The following is a 13,057-nucleotide window of genomic DNA, read 5'->3' on the forward strand; positions in this document are numbered from 1 at the left end:
TCCTTTCACCACTTGTGGTATCGATATCATATTTTCGTAAGAATAAATCCACCTAGGTGGATTTACGCTCGATTAGCGTTAAAATAAGCTCTTGTTTATTTACTTTGTAGGTTGTTCCCTCAATCAACGCAACTATTAATTTCGTTGCTTCGATTCCTAATGCTGTTGTTGGCTGATTAATGGTTGTGAGTGGAACGGCAATAATACTTGTGCTTGGCTGATTATCAAACCCTAATACCGCCAAATCTTCTGGTACACGTAACCCTTGTTGAAGTACTTCTTGGATAATTCCAATTCCAACCTCGTCACTTCCACTAAAGACAGCATCTGGTCGCTCCTTTTTAGGTAGAGCTAATAGTTCTTTTGCTACTTTTTGACCATCTTTCATGTTATGGACTTGTTTAAAAATCCATTTGTTTTTGATGGGTAAATTATGTTCAGCAAGTGCTCGTTCAAACCCCTTCGTTCGACGCTGACCATGTCCACCAATGGTTAGATTTCCACCGGTACAATAGGCAATTTTACGATACCCTTTTTGAACCAGATAATTGGTTGCTTCATAACTGATTTCTTCTTGATTAGTAGAAATGTTTGGAATGCCTGTTCCTTCTAACCTTTCATTACACAAGGCAATTGGACCATATTTTGAATAGCCTTCAATCACTTTTGAATCGCTTTCAATAGAAGTCATGATCACCCCTGCAACCACTTGTTGTTTTAAATACTCCAGCATTTTCAGCTCTGCTTTTGGATCATCATACGTTTGCATGATCAATAGCTGATAGCCATATTCTTTTGCTTGTTTTTCGATTGCATCCACTAAATAAGAAAAAAATGGATTGGTGATTCTTGAAATCAACACACCGATCGTTGTACATTTTTTTGAGCGAAGTTGTGTTGCAATCGCACTCGGTGCATAATTTAGTTCATCCATTGCTTGTTGGATTCGTTCTTTTTTATCATCTGAAATATACGGATGATCATTCAAAAAACGTGAAACTGTTGAAACAGATAAACCAGCTTTTTTTGCGACATCTTTGATCGTTGCCATCTTCTTCTCCTCTTGTGATATCGATACCATAAATATAGAGTATCTTTTTATTTTTGTCAATGCTAAAAATGAAAACCTACTGTTTTCGTATGATTGGCTTCTTACTTTTGTACCTTTTCAAATAGCCCCTTCTGCCAGTCGTCATTTTGATTCCCTCGCTTATTATCTCTTAAAAATAGGTCAAACTCACGCAAAAAAGCTTGCATTGTAGCAAGCTAAATCAATTTGCACCTTTGCTTCTATCAGTAGCGTACTATGTTTCTTGCTTAAAATCTAAAATATCTCTTAACGCTTTTTCTCCATTCATATTCCCAAAAGTTTTCATATCGATATCCATGCAAGGAATGTCTAAAGGTGATAGAAGTTTTTGTAAACTTGCCGTTTTATACCGAACTTGCGGACAAACCATAACACGATCAACATACGGTTTAAAGATGGGTTCTACACTCAATTTAGTAATTTCGCCTTCCCCACCATATGCAATCAGCGTAGAATACGTAGCTGATAAATTCTGAAAATCAGCAATTACATCATGAAGTTGTCCAAAATAAACTTCCTTAGGATCTGCCGCTTTTGCGATTTTTTGGCAAAACATACTAGATATCATACCACCAGCACAACAAATGTAAACAAGCATCGTCTTCCTCCCTATAACAATAATGAACGCTTATTTTTTGCTTTCTTTAAATTCTTGTTCTGCTTGATTTAACAACGGACGGACATATTCTTCAACTTTTGACTCTACATTCATACGCATCATAAACTGACTAGGTGTTTCGATAAATCCATTTTTAAGACTGTCTTTGTATTCCGTAACTAAAAATTGACTTGTTTCTTTTATTTCTTTCTTATCCATTGTTATTCCTACTTTCTATTCATCATTATCGTTTAAATTCATTATACTCGTTTTTTGAGAAGAAAAGAACAATAAATCCCGACAAAAAAACTGTATAAGCAGCCGCCTTTCGCACAGCCCCTTACACAGTTTATTTTACGATCTCACTTCCGATTTGCCTTTATAACGATTGATATAATGTCTTTCCAACCAGCTTTGCCCCCAACCAATCGCTACACATAAGAGCCAATACATCACTGCCACTAAAATATACATTGTCATATAATCAAAGGTTCTTCCACCCACGATTTTGGCTTTTTGGAAAATATCTGGAATCGTGATCATGGCAGCTAAAGATGTGCCTTTTAACAAATCCATTGCCACATTCCCCAAAGCTGGAATCGAAATCCGAAAAGCTTGCGGCAAGATAATTTTGCGCATCACTTTTCCAAACGGCAACCCTAACGCATATGCCGCATCCCACTGCCCTGCTTCAACTCCAGCAATCGAGCCACGATAAATTTCAGCAATAAACGCACTGCTCGTCAAACTAAAACAAATACAAGCCGCCGTTAGTGCGCTTAACTGATAGGGAAGTCCAAAGTACAGTAGAAATAACAAAACCAACCCTGGAACGCCACGTAAAAACGAAAGGTAAAATCGAATAAAACCTTTGATCACTTTTGAAGGCAACATTCCTAAAACCGTCAACATAATACCAAGAACATTCCCCATCAAAAACGTCACGACACTGATGCCAATTGTATAGGGTAAACCAGTCAGCAGAAAGGGAATCGAATCGATCATTAACTGAAAATCAATTTTTGGTATATACATCTATTCAGCTGAAACACTTTCTGTCACTTTTTCTTTCGGCTCCACTGAAACATCTGTTTGGAAATACGTTTCAGAGATTTTTTTCATGGTTCCGTCATCTGCCATTGCTTTTAATGTCTCATTAATTTTTTTACTTAATGCAACACTATCTTTTTTCATTAAAAAGCCAGTAAAATTCGCATTGAAATACACATCTTCTAAGATTTTCACTGGAATATCAGGCAACGCACCTACGGACATTTTTTGTAAATAATAATCGTTTAAAATAACATCTGTCCGACCATTCGCTACATCTGTCAGATATTGATCATTTGTTGCGTTATCATAGGTAACTAATTTTGCACCGTATTTTTCTGCGATTTTCATATAGCTGGTATTGGGTTCGCCAGCTGCTTTTTTTCCTTTTAAATCCTCAAGAGACGCAATCCCAGAATCATCACTTTTTCGAACGATCATGCTGTCAAATGAATACTTGATTGGAGAAGATAAGATGAATTTTTTGCCTCTATCCCCTGATAACCCAAAATCATTCGCTGCTAAATCCGATTCACCTTTATCCACTGACGTGATTTGGCCATCTACATTGTATTCTTTAAATTCAACATCAACATCCAGCCGTTTGGCAACCTCTGTGATGACATCCACATCATAACCCGTTAATTTGTTTTCATCATTATAATAAGAAGATGGGAATAGCGTTCCTGATGTAGCAACTGTTAACTTCTTCGCATCCTCGACTTTTTGCCAGCTGTTATCTTTTTCAGCGGTCTGCTCTTTCGTACCACCACACGCAACGAGAACTAAACTTAATACAGCAATACTGAAACTAGCGAATACTTTCTTCATTTGAACCTCCTATGATTCACGATAATATTTTGGTAATAAGAATTTCTGCTCTTGCTCAAACAACTCTCCTACTTGAAATAATACATCTTCTCGACCTTTGGATGCCATAAATTGAATGCCTAGCGGTAAACCTGATGCTGTTACATGAGTAGGTAAACTAATTGCAGGTTGTCCCGTTAAATTAGCAAGCTGAGTAAAAGGCGTAATCGTCAGACTTTTTTCAAACATATCATAGATTAAGTCTTTTAACTGTAAAATAGACAATGTTTCTGCTTGAGCCAAGTCTTTACGAATCTGATCACTCTGTAATTCTGAATCGATTTTAGGTGCGATATCCGCTGTAGTCGGCGTTAATACTACATCGTATTCCTCGAATAATTGCTCCATCTTATATGCCACTTGATCCCACAGTTGAAGTGATCTTGTATACTGACTTGCTGGCAGCTGTCTTCCATATTGGTAGATACCCCAAGTCATTAATTCCATATCATTCTTGGTAAGCGGCCGCCTAATTGCCTCTTGAATCCCTTCAAACATCGCAGCTGTTTCTGCACCATTCATCAGATAATAGCTATCGATCAATTGACGACTATTCACTGGATACGGGATCTCCGTTACTTCATGTCCTTGTTGCTCTAAAAATGTTGCTGCATTGTGGGTTGCTTTTATTGCCTCCGCTGAAACCGGTTTTCCAACAGGCGATTCCGTTAAAAAAGCGATTTTCAAAACTGGTTTCCTTGCTGCTGTTTGATGTTCCCATTCCGCTTTTGGTGCTTGATAAGGTGCTGCTTTTTCGGTTCCGCGTAAATGATAAAATAACACTTCGGTATCTCTCATTGAAACGGTTAACGCAAAATCAATTGAGGCTCCTTGCCAACCACGCCAGCCATCAGGCCCAACTGGCATACTGCCACGCGTAGGCTTCAGTCCAATCAGTCCACTAAAAGAAGCAGGAATTCGAATCGAACCGCCGCCATCACTTGCTCCAGCAATTGGAAACAAGCCACTAGCAACAGCTGCCGCCGCGCCACCACTAGAACCGCCTGGTGAATAATCAAGATTCCATGGATTTCTCGCTGGTCCGTAAATCGTCGGATCAGAAATATTTTTGAAGCCGAACTCTGGTGCATTAGTCTTCCCTAATGGAATCAAGCCTAATCGTTCTAACCCTTTCACAAAATTATCCGTAGAAGTGGCACGGTTTTCTGTAAACAAACGAGAACCAGAAGTTGATTTCATTCCTGCTTTGTCTTGCCCTAACATTTTTAACGGAATTGGCAAGCCAAAAAAAGGACCAGTTTCTGCTCCTCTAGCTTCGTATTGTTTTTTTGCTGATTCTGCATCCCAATCGACAAATGCATTGAGTTTAGGATTTAACATTTTTACTTGCTGCGCTCGTTCATCGATCCATTCTGCCACGCTTAGCTTTTTGTCTCTAAATTGTGTTGCGTAGTATAAGCCGTCTTTCATGATCATCCCCCTTACAATCCTGATGGTTTTATTATACAGGTTGTTGGGGAATTTTTAGGGTTATTTTGCTTGAGAGAATGTCATTCTCGGAGGTGGAAAGATTATTATAGTTCCATCTTCATAATCAAATCCGTCTGCTCATCCTCTCCCATATAAAAAGAGTGCTCGCCTACTTGAGTAAATCCCATCTTATGATAAAATTTCATCGCTGAAAAATTACGCTCCCAAACACCTAACCAAATAGCGGTCTTGTTTAACGCTTTCGCTCGCTCTATCGCTTTATTGTAAAGCATTTTGCCAAGTCCTAGCCTTTTAAAACCTGAATCGATATAAATTCGTTCAATTTCTAACGTATCTTCCTCAATGGTTTCAGTCTGGGCATCATTTACATTGAGTTTTAAATATCCTGCTAGTAGATCATCTGAATAAATAAAATAGAACTCTGACTGTTTATTTTGAAGCTCACTCGTTAATTTTTCTTCTGTATACGCTTGGTCAAGATACTCTTTTAAATCTTCTGGCGTATTGTCTTTCGCAAAAGTATCTGTGAAGGTTTTAATACTTAATGCTTTCAACTCTGCTAGTTCATTTAGCGTTATTGGTTTGATTTCTATCATTCTTTTTCCCTTCTTTCCACTCTTCTTTTAGAACAAAGACAAAATAAATCAGCTGATCGTTAGTTTTACCGTTAGAACTATTACAAATCCATCTTTACTGATCACTTATTTTCATATATTCCGTTCCATAAGAATCTCTCGATAAAAAACCATAGTCTACTAAATATCTTCTTAATAGCGCATAATCATGATAAAAATCTTTCAGAATATAATTCACTTCTTTTTCCGAATAAATAACCTCTTCTTCAAATTTAGCAATAATCACATGAAATATTTCCATTTTAAATTTATTTTTTTTAGGAATTACTTTTAACATACCATCTTCTCCAAAAAACCTATTTTCCAATTTACCTCACCTCATCCTTTTCTACAAGCAATAACATCACAGTAAGCTCTTCAATAGTGGTAGGCGCCTCACACATTTCCCATTGACAAGTAGGACTTATTTTATCAAAAGAAGCAATAAACAGACCACTAATCCAAGAGAAACTACCGCAAAATGAAGCAACTGCTGTTTAGTGCCACCGATAAAATCTGGTTTTTCATGTTGATAACTTGGATTAACAGATTTTGTATTGTAATCTAATGTACTGCTGAAAAAAACATCTGATGGGACCATAAAAATAAGCATTATGCCATAAAGAATGGCTGTGATCGTAAAAATTGATAGTTTGATCCAGATGCTCGCTAAGGCTCCTAAAGCTAAGGGAATTATTATGTAGAGTAAACAAATAAGCAGTTGTTTTTTTAAAGTTTTCTTCATATAATTAATTTCCTTTCTTCTTAACTATCCTTTAAAGTCATACTTTGATTCGCTATTGATTCCCAAGACTTTTTGTAACTAATCACAGGCGATAATACCATACCTTAGATAAATCAATTCTGACAACTGTCTTAGTTGCTTTTTCGTATAAGGACGAACATTCCATCCTATAATACTGCTATCCTCAAAAAGAAACTGAATTTCTTGAGAACTATACGTTCCTTTTTTTCCGCGTATTGTTGGTTCTTGAATTGTTGTACCAAAATCCTTTGGTAAGCCAAACGTCACTAATTTTTTCATATCTATGGTATCAACTTTTTTATCAAAATCGTTTGAATTCTTCCTTGCATAGTAACGACTTATTGTGAGGGTATCACTTTTTAAACTATAATAAGTATTGATAAAATGCCATGGAATGAATAGGCTGAGTATAAGATAAATTGGGTTTTGTGGTCTGATTTTTTTCATCTTTTTTCCTTTTTACGAAACGAACGTTACGTGATTTTCTGTCTTTCAGTATTATTCTAGCGGACTATTTTGAGTAGCTAATTCATCTATTTTTTCTTTGTGTTTCAGAACCAAGTCTTTAAGCTCTTTAACCGTTATACTATTTTTATCCGTATTAGAATCAACTTCAGTTCCATTTTCATCTATAATTGCTTGCCCTGATAGGATTGTTCCATCTGGAGACACTAAAATTCTATCCGAATCATCATTAGATATTTCTAAACTATTGATAATCGAATCTGCATTTGAATCGTTAAATGTGTTGTATATCGTTTCAGCATCAGCTTTTTTAAAGTCAACTGAAAAGTCTTCTCTATTTTTCTCACTTCTTTTTTCCTTGGATTGCTCGAGTGTTTCTTTGTCTAGAACTTGATTTATACGTTTCGTCTCCTCAATATTTTGAGAGTCGTTCGTCTTTGTATAGATTGTATACGTTGCAAAACCAGCTAATAAAATTAGTGAAAAACTGGCTAGATAAATCTTCTTTTTCATTTTGATGCCATCCCTTCTTTATTAAATCCTTATTTTAATTCTACTAGTTTGAGTGCTCTTTGTGTACTCTTAAATGAAAAAAGGAGACAATAATCCGTTTTTCCCGATTATTGTCCCACTTTTTTTATTAGATTTTATCATTTTAACTATCTGTTTAACTTTTTACATCACTAATTGCTTAATCTTATCAGTTCGGTTCCTGCTTTATCCCATAAATCATTCATCATCTCATAATACTCATCATCCATGACAACATCTACAAGCATTTTCGTTTGATCACCAGCTGGCTCAAATAAATAATGCTCAAGCATCTCGGCAAATTTAGGCACTTCCACATACTGACCATCAGTAATTTCTCCTAAGAATGCGAATTTGATTTCTTTCTCTGGTTCAAAAACGACGACTTTAGCAACCAAACCATTCCCTGACTCATCAACAAATGAAATCGTTTCGTTCAATTTCATCTCACCAGAATAGGTTGATCCTTCTTGAAAAGCAGCAGCCCATTTTTCATATTTGCTACGATCAACGACAATCTGCCAAGCTTTTTCTGGAGTGCAATTAAGTAAGAATTCTTTTTTGATGTGTTTCATTGTAGAACCTCCTTTTGCGTTTTTTTTGATGATAATTGGTGTATCTATAGTATAACATGTAAGCGGACTCATTATAGTGTTAAATGTACTGCTATAGAATAAATAATAAGGAAACTATTTTACTACGGTTACAGTCACAGATATCTTTGTTTTCAAAAGGCAATTAAATGGATACAGTCACGTGTAGCGTTTGAAAATAAATATTGTGTATATGCACAACTATTTAGATGCAATTAACCCCTATAAATTCGAAATTGTCAGAACAATGTCAAGATAGGATGGTTCATTATTATGCCTGGTAGAAAAGAGAGCATTAGAAATTCATATTTCATCATTTTCTTAATTTGGTTAACAGGAATTATCCTAATACTGAATTTTCTTCCCATTCAAGATCCAGATACTCTATCATTAGAAGAAATGATTGAGCTCTAAAAATAGTTTTCTATTCACTATGATTTAGGCTCACTTCTTGTAAAAATTAGCAGAGCTTGTTTTCTATCACTAACCGCGTATTTAGTCTTTTCATTTCTACTTAAAAATACAAAAGCTTATAAAGCAACTTCTAAAAATGAAGTTGCTTTATTTTTTTTGCTATCAAACAATTGTAATAGTCAATCCTCTTTAACCTTATATGTTTGTATTTCTGAATTAGTTTGCTCTTTAATTAGTGACAGAGAATTAGTGTACAACTATTTCAAGTAATATTATAACAGTCCCCTTGTCTAAGTTACTCCAGACCTAATTTCAACGTATTTATTTTTTCCTTTAACAAATGAAATCCGTCAAAACTATTTTTTTATCTAAACTCCGTCTAATTTTTCACTATTTTTTGCAAAACTTTCTTTTGCTTTATCTCCCCAAGCTCCTTTTAGAGAACTAGACATATCATTTGTTACATTATTAACACTTTCTTTTGTTACATTCATGGTGTCTTTGGTACTCTGTTCTATTTTATTTACTTTACCTTGCATTTTTGAAAGTGCTGCGCTTGCTATAGAAGCTTGAATAATTGCTTTTTCTGCTTGCTTCTGTTTTTCTTTCATTAAAGCATCTAGTGCTGCCCCATCAACTAACCCTTTTTTGCTCATTTTTATTCACTCCTAATGCTTAATAATTGGTCTTCTAGACTATCTCGTTGTTTTTTATATTCATAATTACTGTCCTCAAAAGCTGATTCTAGTTTTCTTTGCTCTTGTTTTATCTCTGTCAAAAGCTCTTCTTTATGTTCTTCAATGATAGACATCGCTATTCGAAATTCATCATCCTCTACTTCAAATTTTCTTAGATAATAGCTTGTAGATTCAGCTAGGTCGTCAAATGTACGATTGGTTCGATCACGTCCATACATCAATTCTTCTTCTTGTTCTTCAAACAGTCGTTTACTTTTCAAAAAATCTAATTCCATATTCTCCATGGTTTCTTTGATTTTAACGTTTTCTTGATCAGTACTCATAGATTGGCTACCTGTCTTGCAAGGTCTTGATCAGCAGCTAACTGTTCTTCTACTCCAGCTTTTATCTGATCAACTAATGAAACATAGTCTGCACCAATACTTTTAATTTCAGAAAATTTATCTTTAAGATCCGTAACGGGTTGAGTAACTAATGTTTGTTTGGTACACCCTCCCGCCGATAAAGCCTCTATCATTTCACTGTCATTTAAATGGGATCCTATATTTCTAGCGATTTCCAATGTATCATCCCACAACTCTTCAATCTCTGTTATTTGCGTATCGTATTCTTTTGCTAGATCTTGAATCGCCTGTTGCACGAGTTGATAGACACCGTTCGCAATGGCCAGCACGCATTGACTATCTAAAAATATTTCTTCTGAAGACGACAAACCACCACCACTTGCTCTTAATTTAGCTGCTAATTTCCCTAAGGTGCCTAGTTGATCTTTAATAAATATCTTTGTTTGTGCAGTTCTGATTGCAATCATTTTACCTTCTGGTACACTAAGGTTTCCATTACTATCATACTGATAGCCACCCCACATATGGCGATCAATCATTCCAACATCTTCTTTTGACTTTACCGGTATGACAATTCCAATTCCTTTAAGATCATACCCAATCGGAATCACATCTTTAAAATCGACATAATTAAATATCTGATCTCTTAGTTTGTCGGCTTGTAGTTTTTGTTCTTTAGTTAGCAAACCGTAGATATTTGGTCCTTGATACAGATAAGCGCCACCTATACGCTCAGGATACTTGCTAGCAGCAAGAGCATATTGTCCGTTCATTGAGCCAAGGGAATGACCATAAATATCAAAACGAGCATTTTCATATAGTTCCATCTGAGCATCAAGAGTTTTTGCAGAAGATTTCAATTGAAGAGTTGGTCCAGTAAAATCATTTGTTAAAATTTGTTTTCCTATAGGTATATCATTATCCAACCAATCCTTCATCCAATCATCTTCTTTAAAGGGTTCAGAGGATCCGCGGTAAATTACAGTTACATTGTTGACGCTTGCTGCCTGTTCTGGTGTTGGATTATTGGGTAGTTCTACATCTGTAATGATATAGGCTTGTTCGCCGGTTTCTTTGTTGTTTACTACTTTTGAGACGTAGCCGATTGTTGTTGCTCCTTCATCAATCATCGCAGGTTGCCCTTCTTTATATTCAGCATATTCTTCTTTTGCAATATCCACACGCTGTTCATCAGAATAATTATTTGTCATTTATTCACTCCCCTTAACATATCATTTAGTTCAGAAGAAGGACCTCCAGAGCTATTTCTTAGGGTTCCGTCATTGTTCTTCCCTAAAGTCACATGTATATAGTAATCTTTGTTATCATTAATAATTAAATTAAACATAATTCCTCCCATCGGATTGTGTTTGACGGTATCGTAATCAACTTCATACGATTGAATAACACCATCTGTTGTAAAAGCTTTAGGATCATTATTTTTTATAGTTCTTTCATAAACTTTCTTCGCTTCATTACTCTTTACAACCTTCACCATTTCATCGTTAAATGATTTTTTATCCATATATATTTTCCCTCCTATAGCTACTATTATTAGTAAAATAATTGTTATAACTAGAAAAACTTTATGCTTTTTTTCCATTCTAACCGCCCCCAGTAATTCTTTTTTTGTGACTAGAACTTTTCTAACTTCACTCCCTCTTTCTATTCAATAAGTCATCTAAATCAGAGGATGTCCCTCCCGCACTATTTCTTAAAATGCCTTCATTATTTTTATCTAAAATTACGTCTATTATTAAATTTTGATCGCCATTAACAATCAAATCTACCATAATTCCTCCCATCGGATTGTGTTTGACGGTATCGTAATCAACTTCATAAGATTGAATAACACCATCTGCCGTAAAAGCTTTAGGATCGTTATTTTTTATAGTTCTTTCATAAACTTTCTTCGCTTCATTACTCTTTACAACCTTCACCATTTCATCGTTAAATGACTTTTTATCCATATAAATCTTTCCTCCTATTCCTATTGCAATTAACAAAATTGTCATTATTATTGCTATTAAATATGTCAGCCGTTTATTCTTCATTTTAATAGCTCCTTAATTAGTAATCGTTTTTCTACTATTTATTCTCCAGTATTTTTAATATTAATTACTTTTAAGAGTAGCCAATTGTTCCTTCTCCTTTAATAGTAATAGGATCTCCTTCGTTTAGATTTGAGTACTCCCAATTAGCATATTCAACTCTCTGTTTATCATTCATTTAATTAATCATCCTTTTCTAAGTAATCATGTAACTTTTTCTTAGGTGAAGTATTAACAACTTCAATAAGAGAATTGTTTTTTTGCAGGCCTGCATTAAATATTAAATTTTGGTCATTATTCACAAAACCTTGGAACAATATCCCTCCCATTGGACTTTTTTGAATACTTTCATAATTGATCGAAATTGATTGAATTTTTTTAAATCTGTCATATTTTTTTAGTTCATTTTCTATAAGAGACTCATTTTTTCTAACTATTTCAATCATATTTTTTTTTGAATCCATATATGTCTTCCCACCTATTCCTAATATAAATAATCCTAGCATCATTATTATTATCATTAAACGTTTCATCCGTTTATTCTTCATTCTACTAACTCCTCACTTCCACTCTCTAACAATTGACTCAATTCAAGAGAAGCACCACCCGCTGCGTTTCTTAATGACTTTGTATCATTACCTTTTTCTAAAATAACGGCTATGGTTAGAGACTTTTTATTATTAATGATTAAATCAAGCATTATTCCTCCCATTGGGTTATGCTCAACACTTTCATAATCTACCTTATACGAATGAATAATTCCTTCATCTGTAAATACTTTTGGATCTCTATTTTTTAAAGTCTTTTCATAGACTTCTTTTGCTTTTTTACTTTTTACTATATTCAACATTTCATCGTTAAATGACTGTTTATCCATGTATATTTTGCCAGTTACAGCTACTATTATTAGTAAAATAATTGTTACAAATAATGAAACTTTATGTTTCTTTTTCATTCTAAGCACTCCTCCTTGATCTGAAGTAGATCTTTTAGAAAGCCTTATACGTTTTTTATATTGATCTGATATTCTAGCAATGAATTATTTGATAGCTTTGTATCGGTAATAGCCACCTGTTTCTTTGCAATAGCCACATGCTGTTTATCAGAGTAATTACTTGTCATATATTTGCTCCTGTTAACATATTATCTAGTTCAGAAGAAGTACCACCAGAACTATTCCCTAAGCTTCCATCGCTTTCCTTCTCTAAAATCACGTGTATATAAAGATTTTTGTTATCATTAATAATTAAATTAAGCATTATCCCCCCCATTGGATTATGTTTGATAGTATCATAATCTATTTCATAAGATTGAATGATACCACCTACTGTAAAAGCTTTAGGATCATTATTTTTTATCGTTTCTTCATAAACTTTCTTCGCTTCATTACTCTTTACAACCTTCACCATTTCATCGTTAAATGATTTTTTATCCATATATATTTTCCCTCCTATAGCTACTATTATTAGTAAAATAATTGTTATAACTAGAAAAACTTTATGCTTTTTTTCCATTCTAACC

Annotated in this window: 20 protein-coding genes; all 20 read right to left on the minus strand. The window is 34.5% G+C overall.

Annotated features, from left to right (window positions below; translation table 11 throughout):
• Positions 1–52: 52 nt before the first annotated feature.
• Entirely contained in the window at positions 53–1,051 is a 999-nt protein-coding gene (locus I586_RS04715) for a LacI family DNA-binding transcriptional regulator (protein WP_010764312.1), read from the minus strand.
• 253 nt (positions 1,052–1,304) lie between these two features.
• A complete protein-coding gene (locus I586_RS04720; RefSeq protein ID WP_010764311.1) occupies positions 1,305–1,688 on the minus strand; it encodes a PTS sugar transporter subunit IIB in 384 nt (127 codons plus the stop codon).
• Positions 1,689–1,718: 30 nt separating this feature from the next.
• Positions 1,719–1,907, minus strand: a complete 189-nt coding sequence (locus I586_RS04725; RefSeq protein ID WP_010764310.1) for a hypothetical protein — start codon at positions 1,905–1,907, stop codon at positions 1,719–1,721.
• Between the two features lie 135 nt (positions 1,908–2,042).
• A complete protein-coding gene (locus tag I586_RS04730; RefSeq protein ID WP_010764309.1) occupies positions 2,043–2,723 on the minus strand; it encodes an amino acid ABC transporter permease in 681 nt (226 codons plus the stop codon).
• Positions 2,724–3,569 (minus strand): transporter substrate-binding domain-containing protein, encoded by an 846-nt coding sequence (locus tag I586_RS04735; protein WP_010764308.1) that lies wholly within the window; start codon positions 3,567–3,569, stop codon positions 2,724–2,726.
• A gap of 9 nt (positions 3,570–3,578) precedes the next feature.
• Positions 3,579–5,039: an amidase gene (locus I586_RS04740; RefSeq protein WP_010764307.1), complete on the minus strand. Its 1,461-nt coding sequence runs from the start codon at positions 5,037–5,039 to the stop codon at positions 3,579–3,581.
• 104 nt (positions 5,040–5,143) lie between these two features.
• Positions 5,144–5,656, minus strand: a complete 513-nt coding sequence (locus tag I586_RS04745; RefSeq protein ID WP_010764306.1) for a GNAT family N-acetyltransferase — start codon at positions 5,654–5,656, stop codon at positions 5,144–5,146.
• 94 nt (positions 5,657–5,750) lie between these two features.
• Complete coding sequence (locus I586_RS04750) at positions 5,751–5,972, minus strand: DUF2087 domain-containing protein (RefSeq protein WP_034701790.1); 222 nt, start codon at positions 5,970–5,972, stop codon at positions 5,751–5,753.
• Between the two features lie 126 nt (positions 5,973–6,098).
• Positions 6,099–6,419 carry a hypothetical protein gene (locus tag I586_RS04755; RefSeq protein ID WP_010764304.1) on the minus strand — a complete coding sequence of 107 codons (321 nt, stop codon included), beginning with the start codon at positions 6,417–6,419 and terminating at the stop codon, positions 6,099–6,101.
• Positions 6,420–6,497: 78 nt separating this feature from the next.
• Entirely contained in the window at positions 6,498–6,887 is a 390-nt protein-coding gene (locus I586_RS04760; RefSeq protein WP_010764303.1) for a hypothetical protein, read from the minus strand.
• Between the two features lie 51 nt (positions 6,888–6,938).
• Positions 6,939–7,418, minus strand: a complete 480-nt coding sequence (locus I586_RS04765; RefSeq protein WP_010764302.1) for a hypothetical protein — start codon at positions 7,416–7,418, stop codon at positions 6,939–6,941.
• Positions 7,419–7,588: 170 nt separating this feature from the next.
• A complete protein-coding gene (locus tag I586_RS04770) occupies positions 7,589–8,011 on the minus strand; it encodes an SRPBCC family protein (protein ID WP_010764301.1) in 423 nt (140 codons plus the stop codon).
• An 800-nt stretch (positions 8,012–8,811) separates the two neighbouring features.
• Positions 8,812–9,099, minus strand: a complete 288-nt coding sequence (locus I586_RS04775) for a hypothetical protein (RefSeq protein WP_010764299.1) — start codon at positions 9,097–9,099, stop codon at positions 8,812–8,814.
• Positions 9,100–9,101: 2 nt separating this feature from the next.
• Complete coding sequence (locus I586_RS04780) at positions 9,102–9,464, minus strand: hypothetical protein (protein ID WP_010764298.1); 363 nt, start codon at positions 9,462–9,464, stop codon at positions 9,102–9,104.
• Positions 9,461–10,696 (minus strand): hypothetical protein, encoded by a 1,236-nt coding sequence (locus I586_RS04785; RefSeq protein WP_010764297.1) that lies wholly within the window; start codon positions 10,694–10,696, stop codon positions 9,461–9,463. Before I586_RS04785 ends, I586_RS04780 begins: the two co-directional genes overlap by 4 nt.
• The gene (locus I586_RS04790) at positions 10,693–11,088 is read right to left on the minus strand and encodes a DUF1310 family protein (RefSeq protein WP_016249963.1); all 396 of its coding nucleotides are present in this window, start codon (positions 11,086–11,088) and stop codon (positions 10,693–10,695) included. Before I586_RS04790 ends, I586_RS04785 begins: the two co-directional genes overlap by 4 nt.
• A gap of 49 nt (positions 11,089–11,137) precedes the next feature.
• Positions 11,138–11,539, minus strand: coding sequence for a DUF1310 family protein (locus tag I586_RS04795; protein ID WP_016249964.1), 402 nt, complete (start codon positions 11,537–11,539; stop codon positions 11,138–11,140).
• A gap of 179 nt (positions 11,540–11,718) precedes the next feature.
• Positions 11,719–12,084 (minus strand): DUF1310 family protein, encoded by a 366-nt coding sequence (locus I586_RS04800; RefSeq protein WP_010764293.1) that lies wholly within the window; start codon positions 12,082–12,084, stop codon positions 11,719–11,721.
• Positions 12,081–12,491: a DUF1310 family protein gene (locus I586_RS04805; protein WP_010764292.1), complete on the minus strand. Its 411-nt coding sequence runs from the start codon at positions 12,489–12,491 to the stop codon at positions 12,081–12,083. Before I586_RS04805 ends, I586_RS04800 begins: the two co-directional genes overlap by 4 nt.
• Positions 12,492–12,654: 163 nt before the next feature.
• Positions 12,655–13,050, minus strand: a complete 396-nt coding sequence (locus tag I586_RS04810) for a DUF1310 family protein (protein ID WP_016249965.1) — start codon at positions 13,048–13,050, stop codon at positions 12,655–12,657.
• Between the last annotated feature and the right edge of the window lie 7 nt (positions 13,051–13,057).

The organism is Enterococcus moraviensis ATCC BAA-383 (assembly GCF_000407445.1).
Lineage (GTDB): Bacteria > Bacillota > Bacilli > Lactobacillales > Enterococcaceae > Enterococcus_L > Enterococcus_L moraviensis.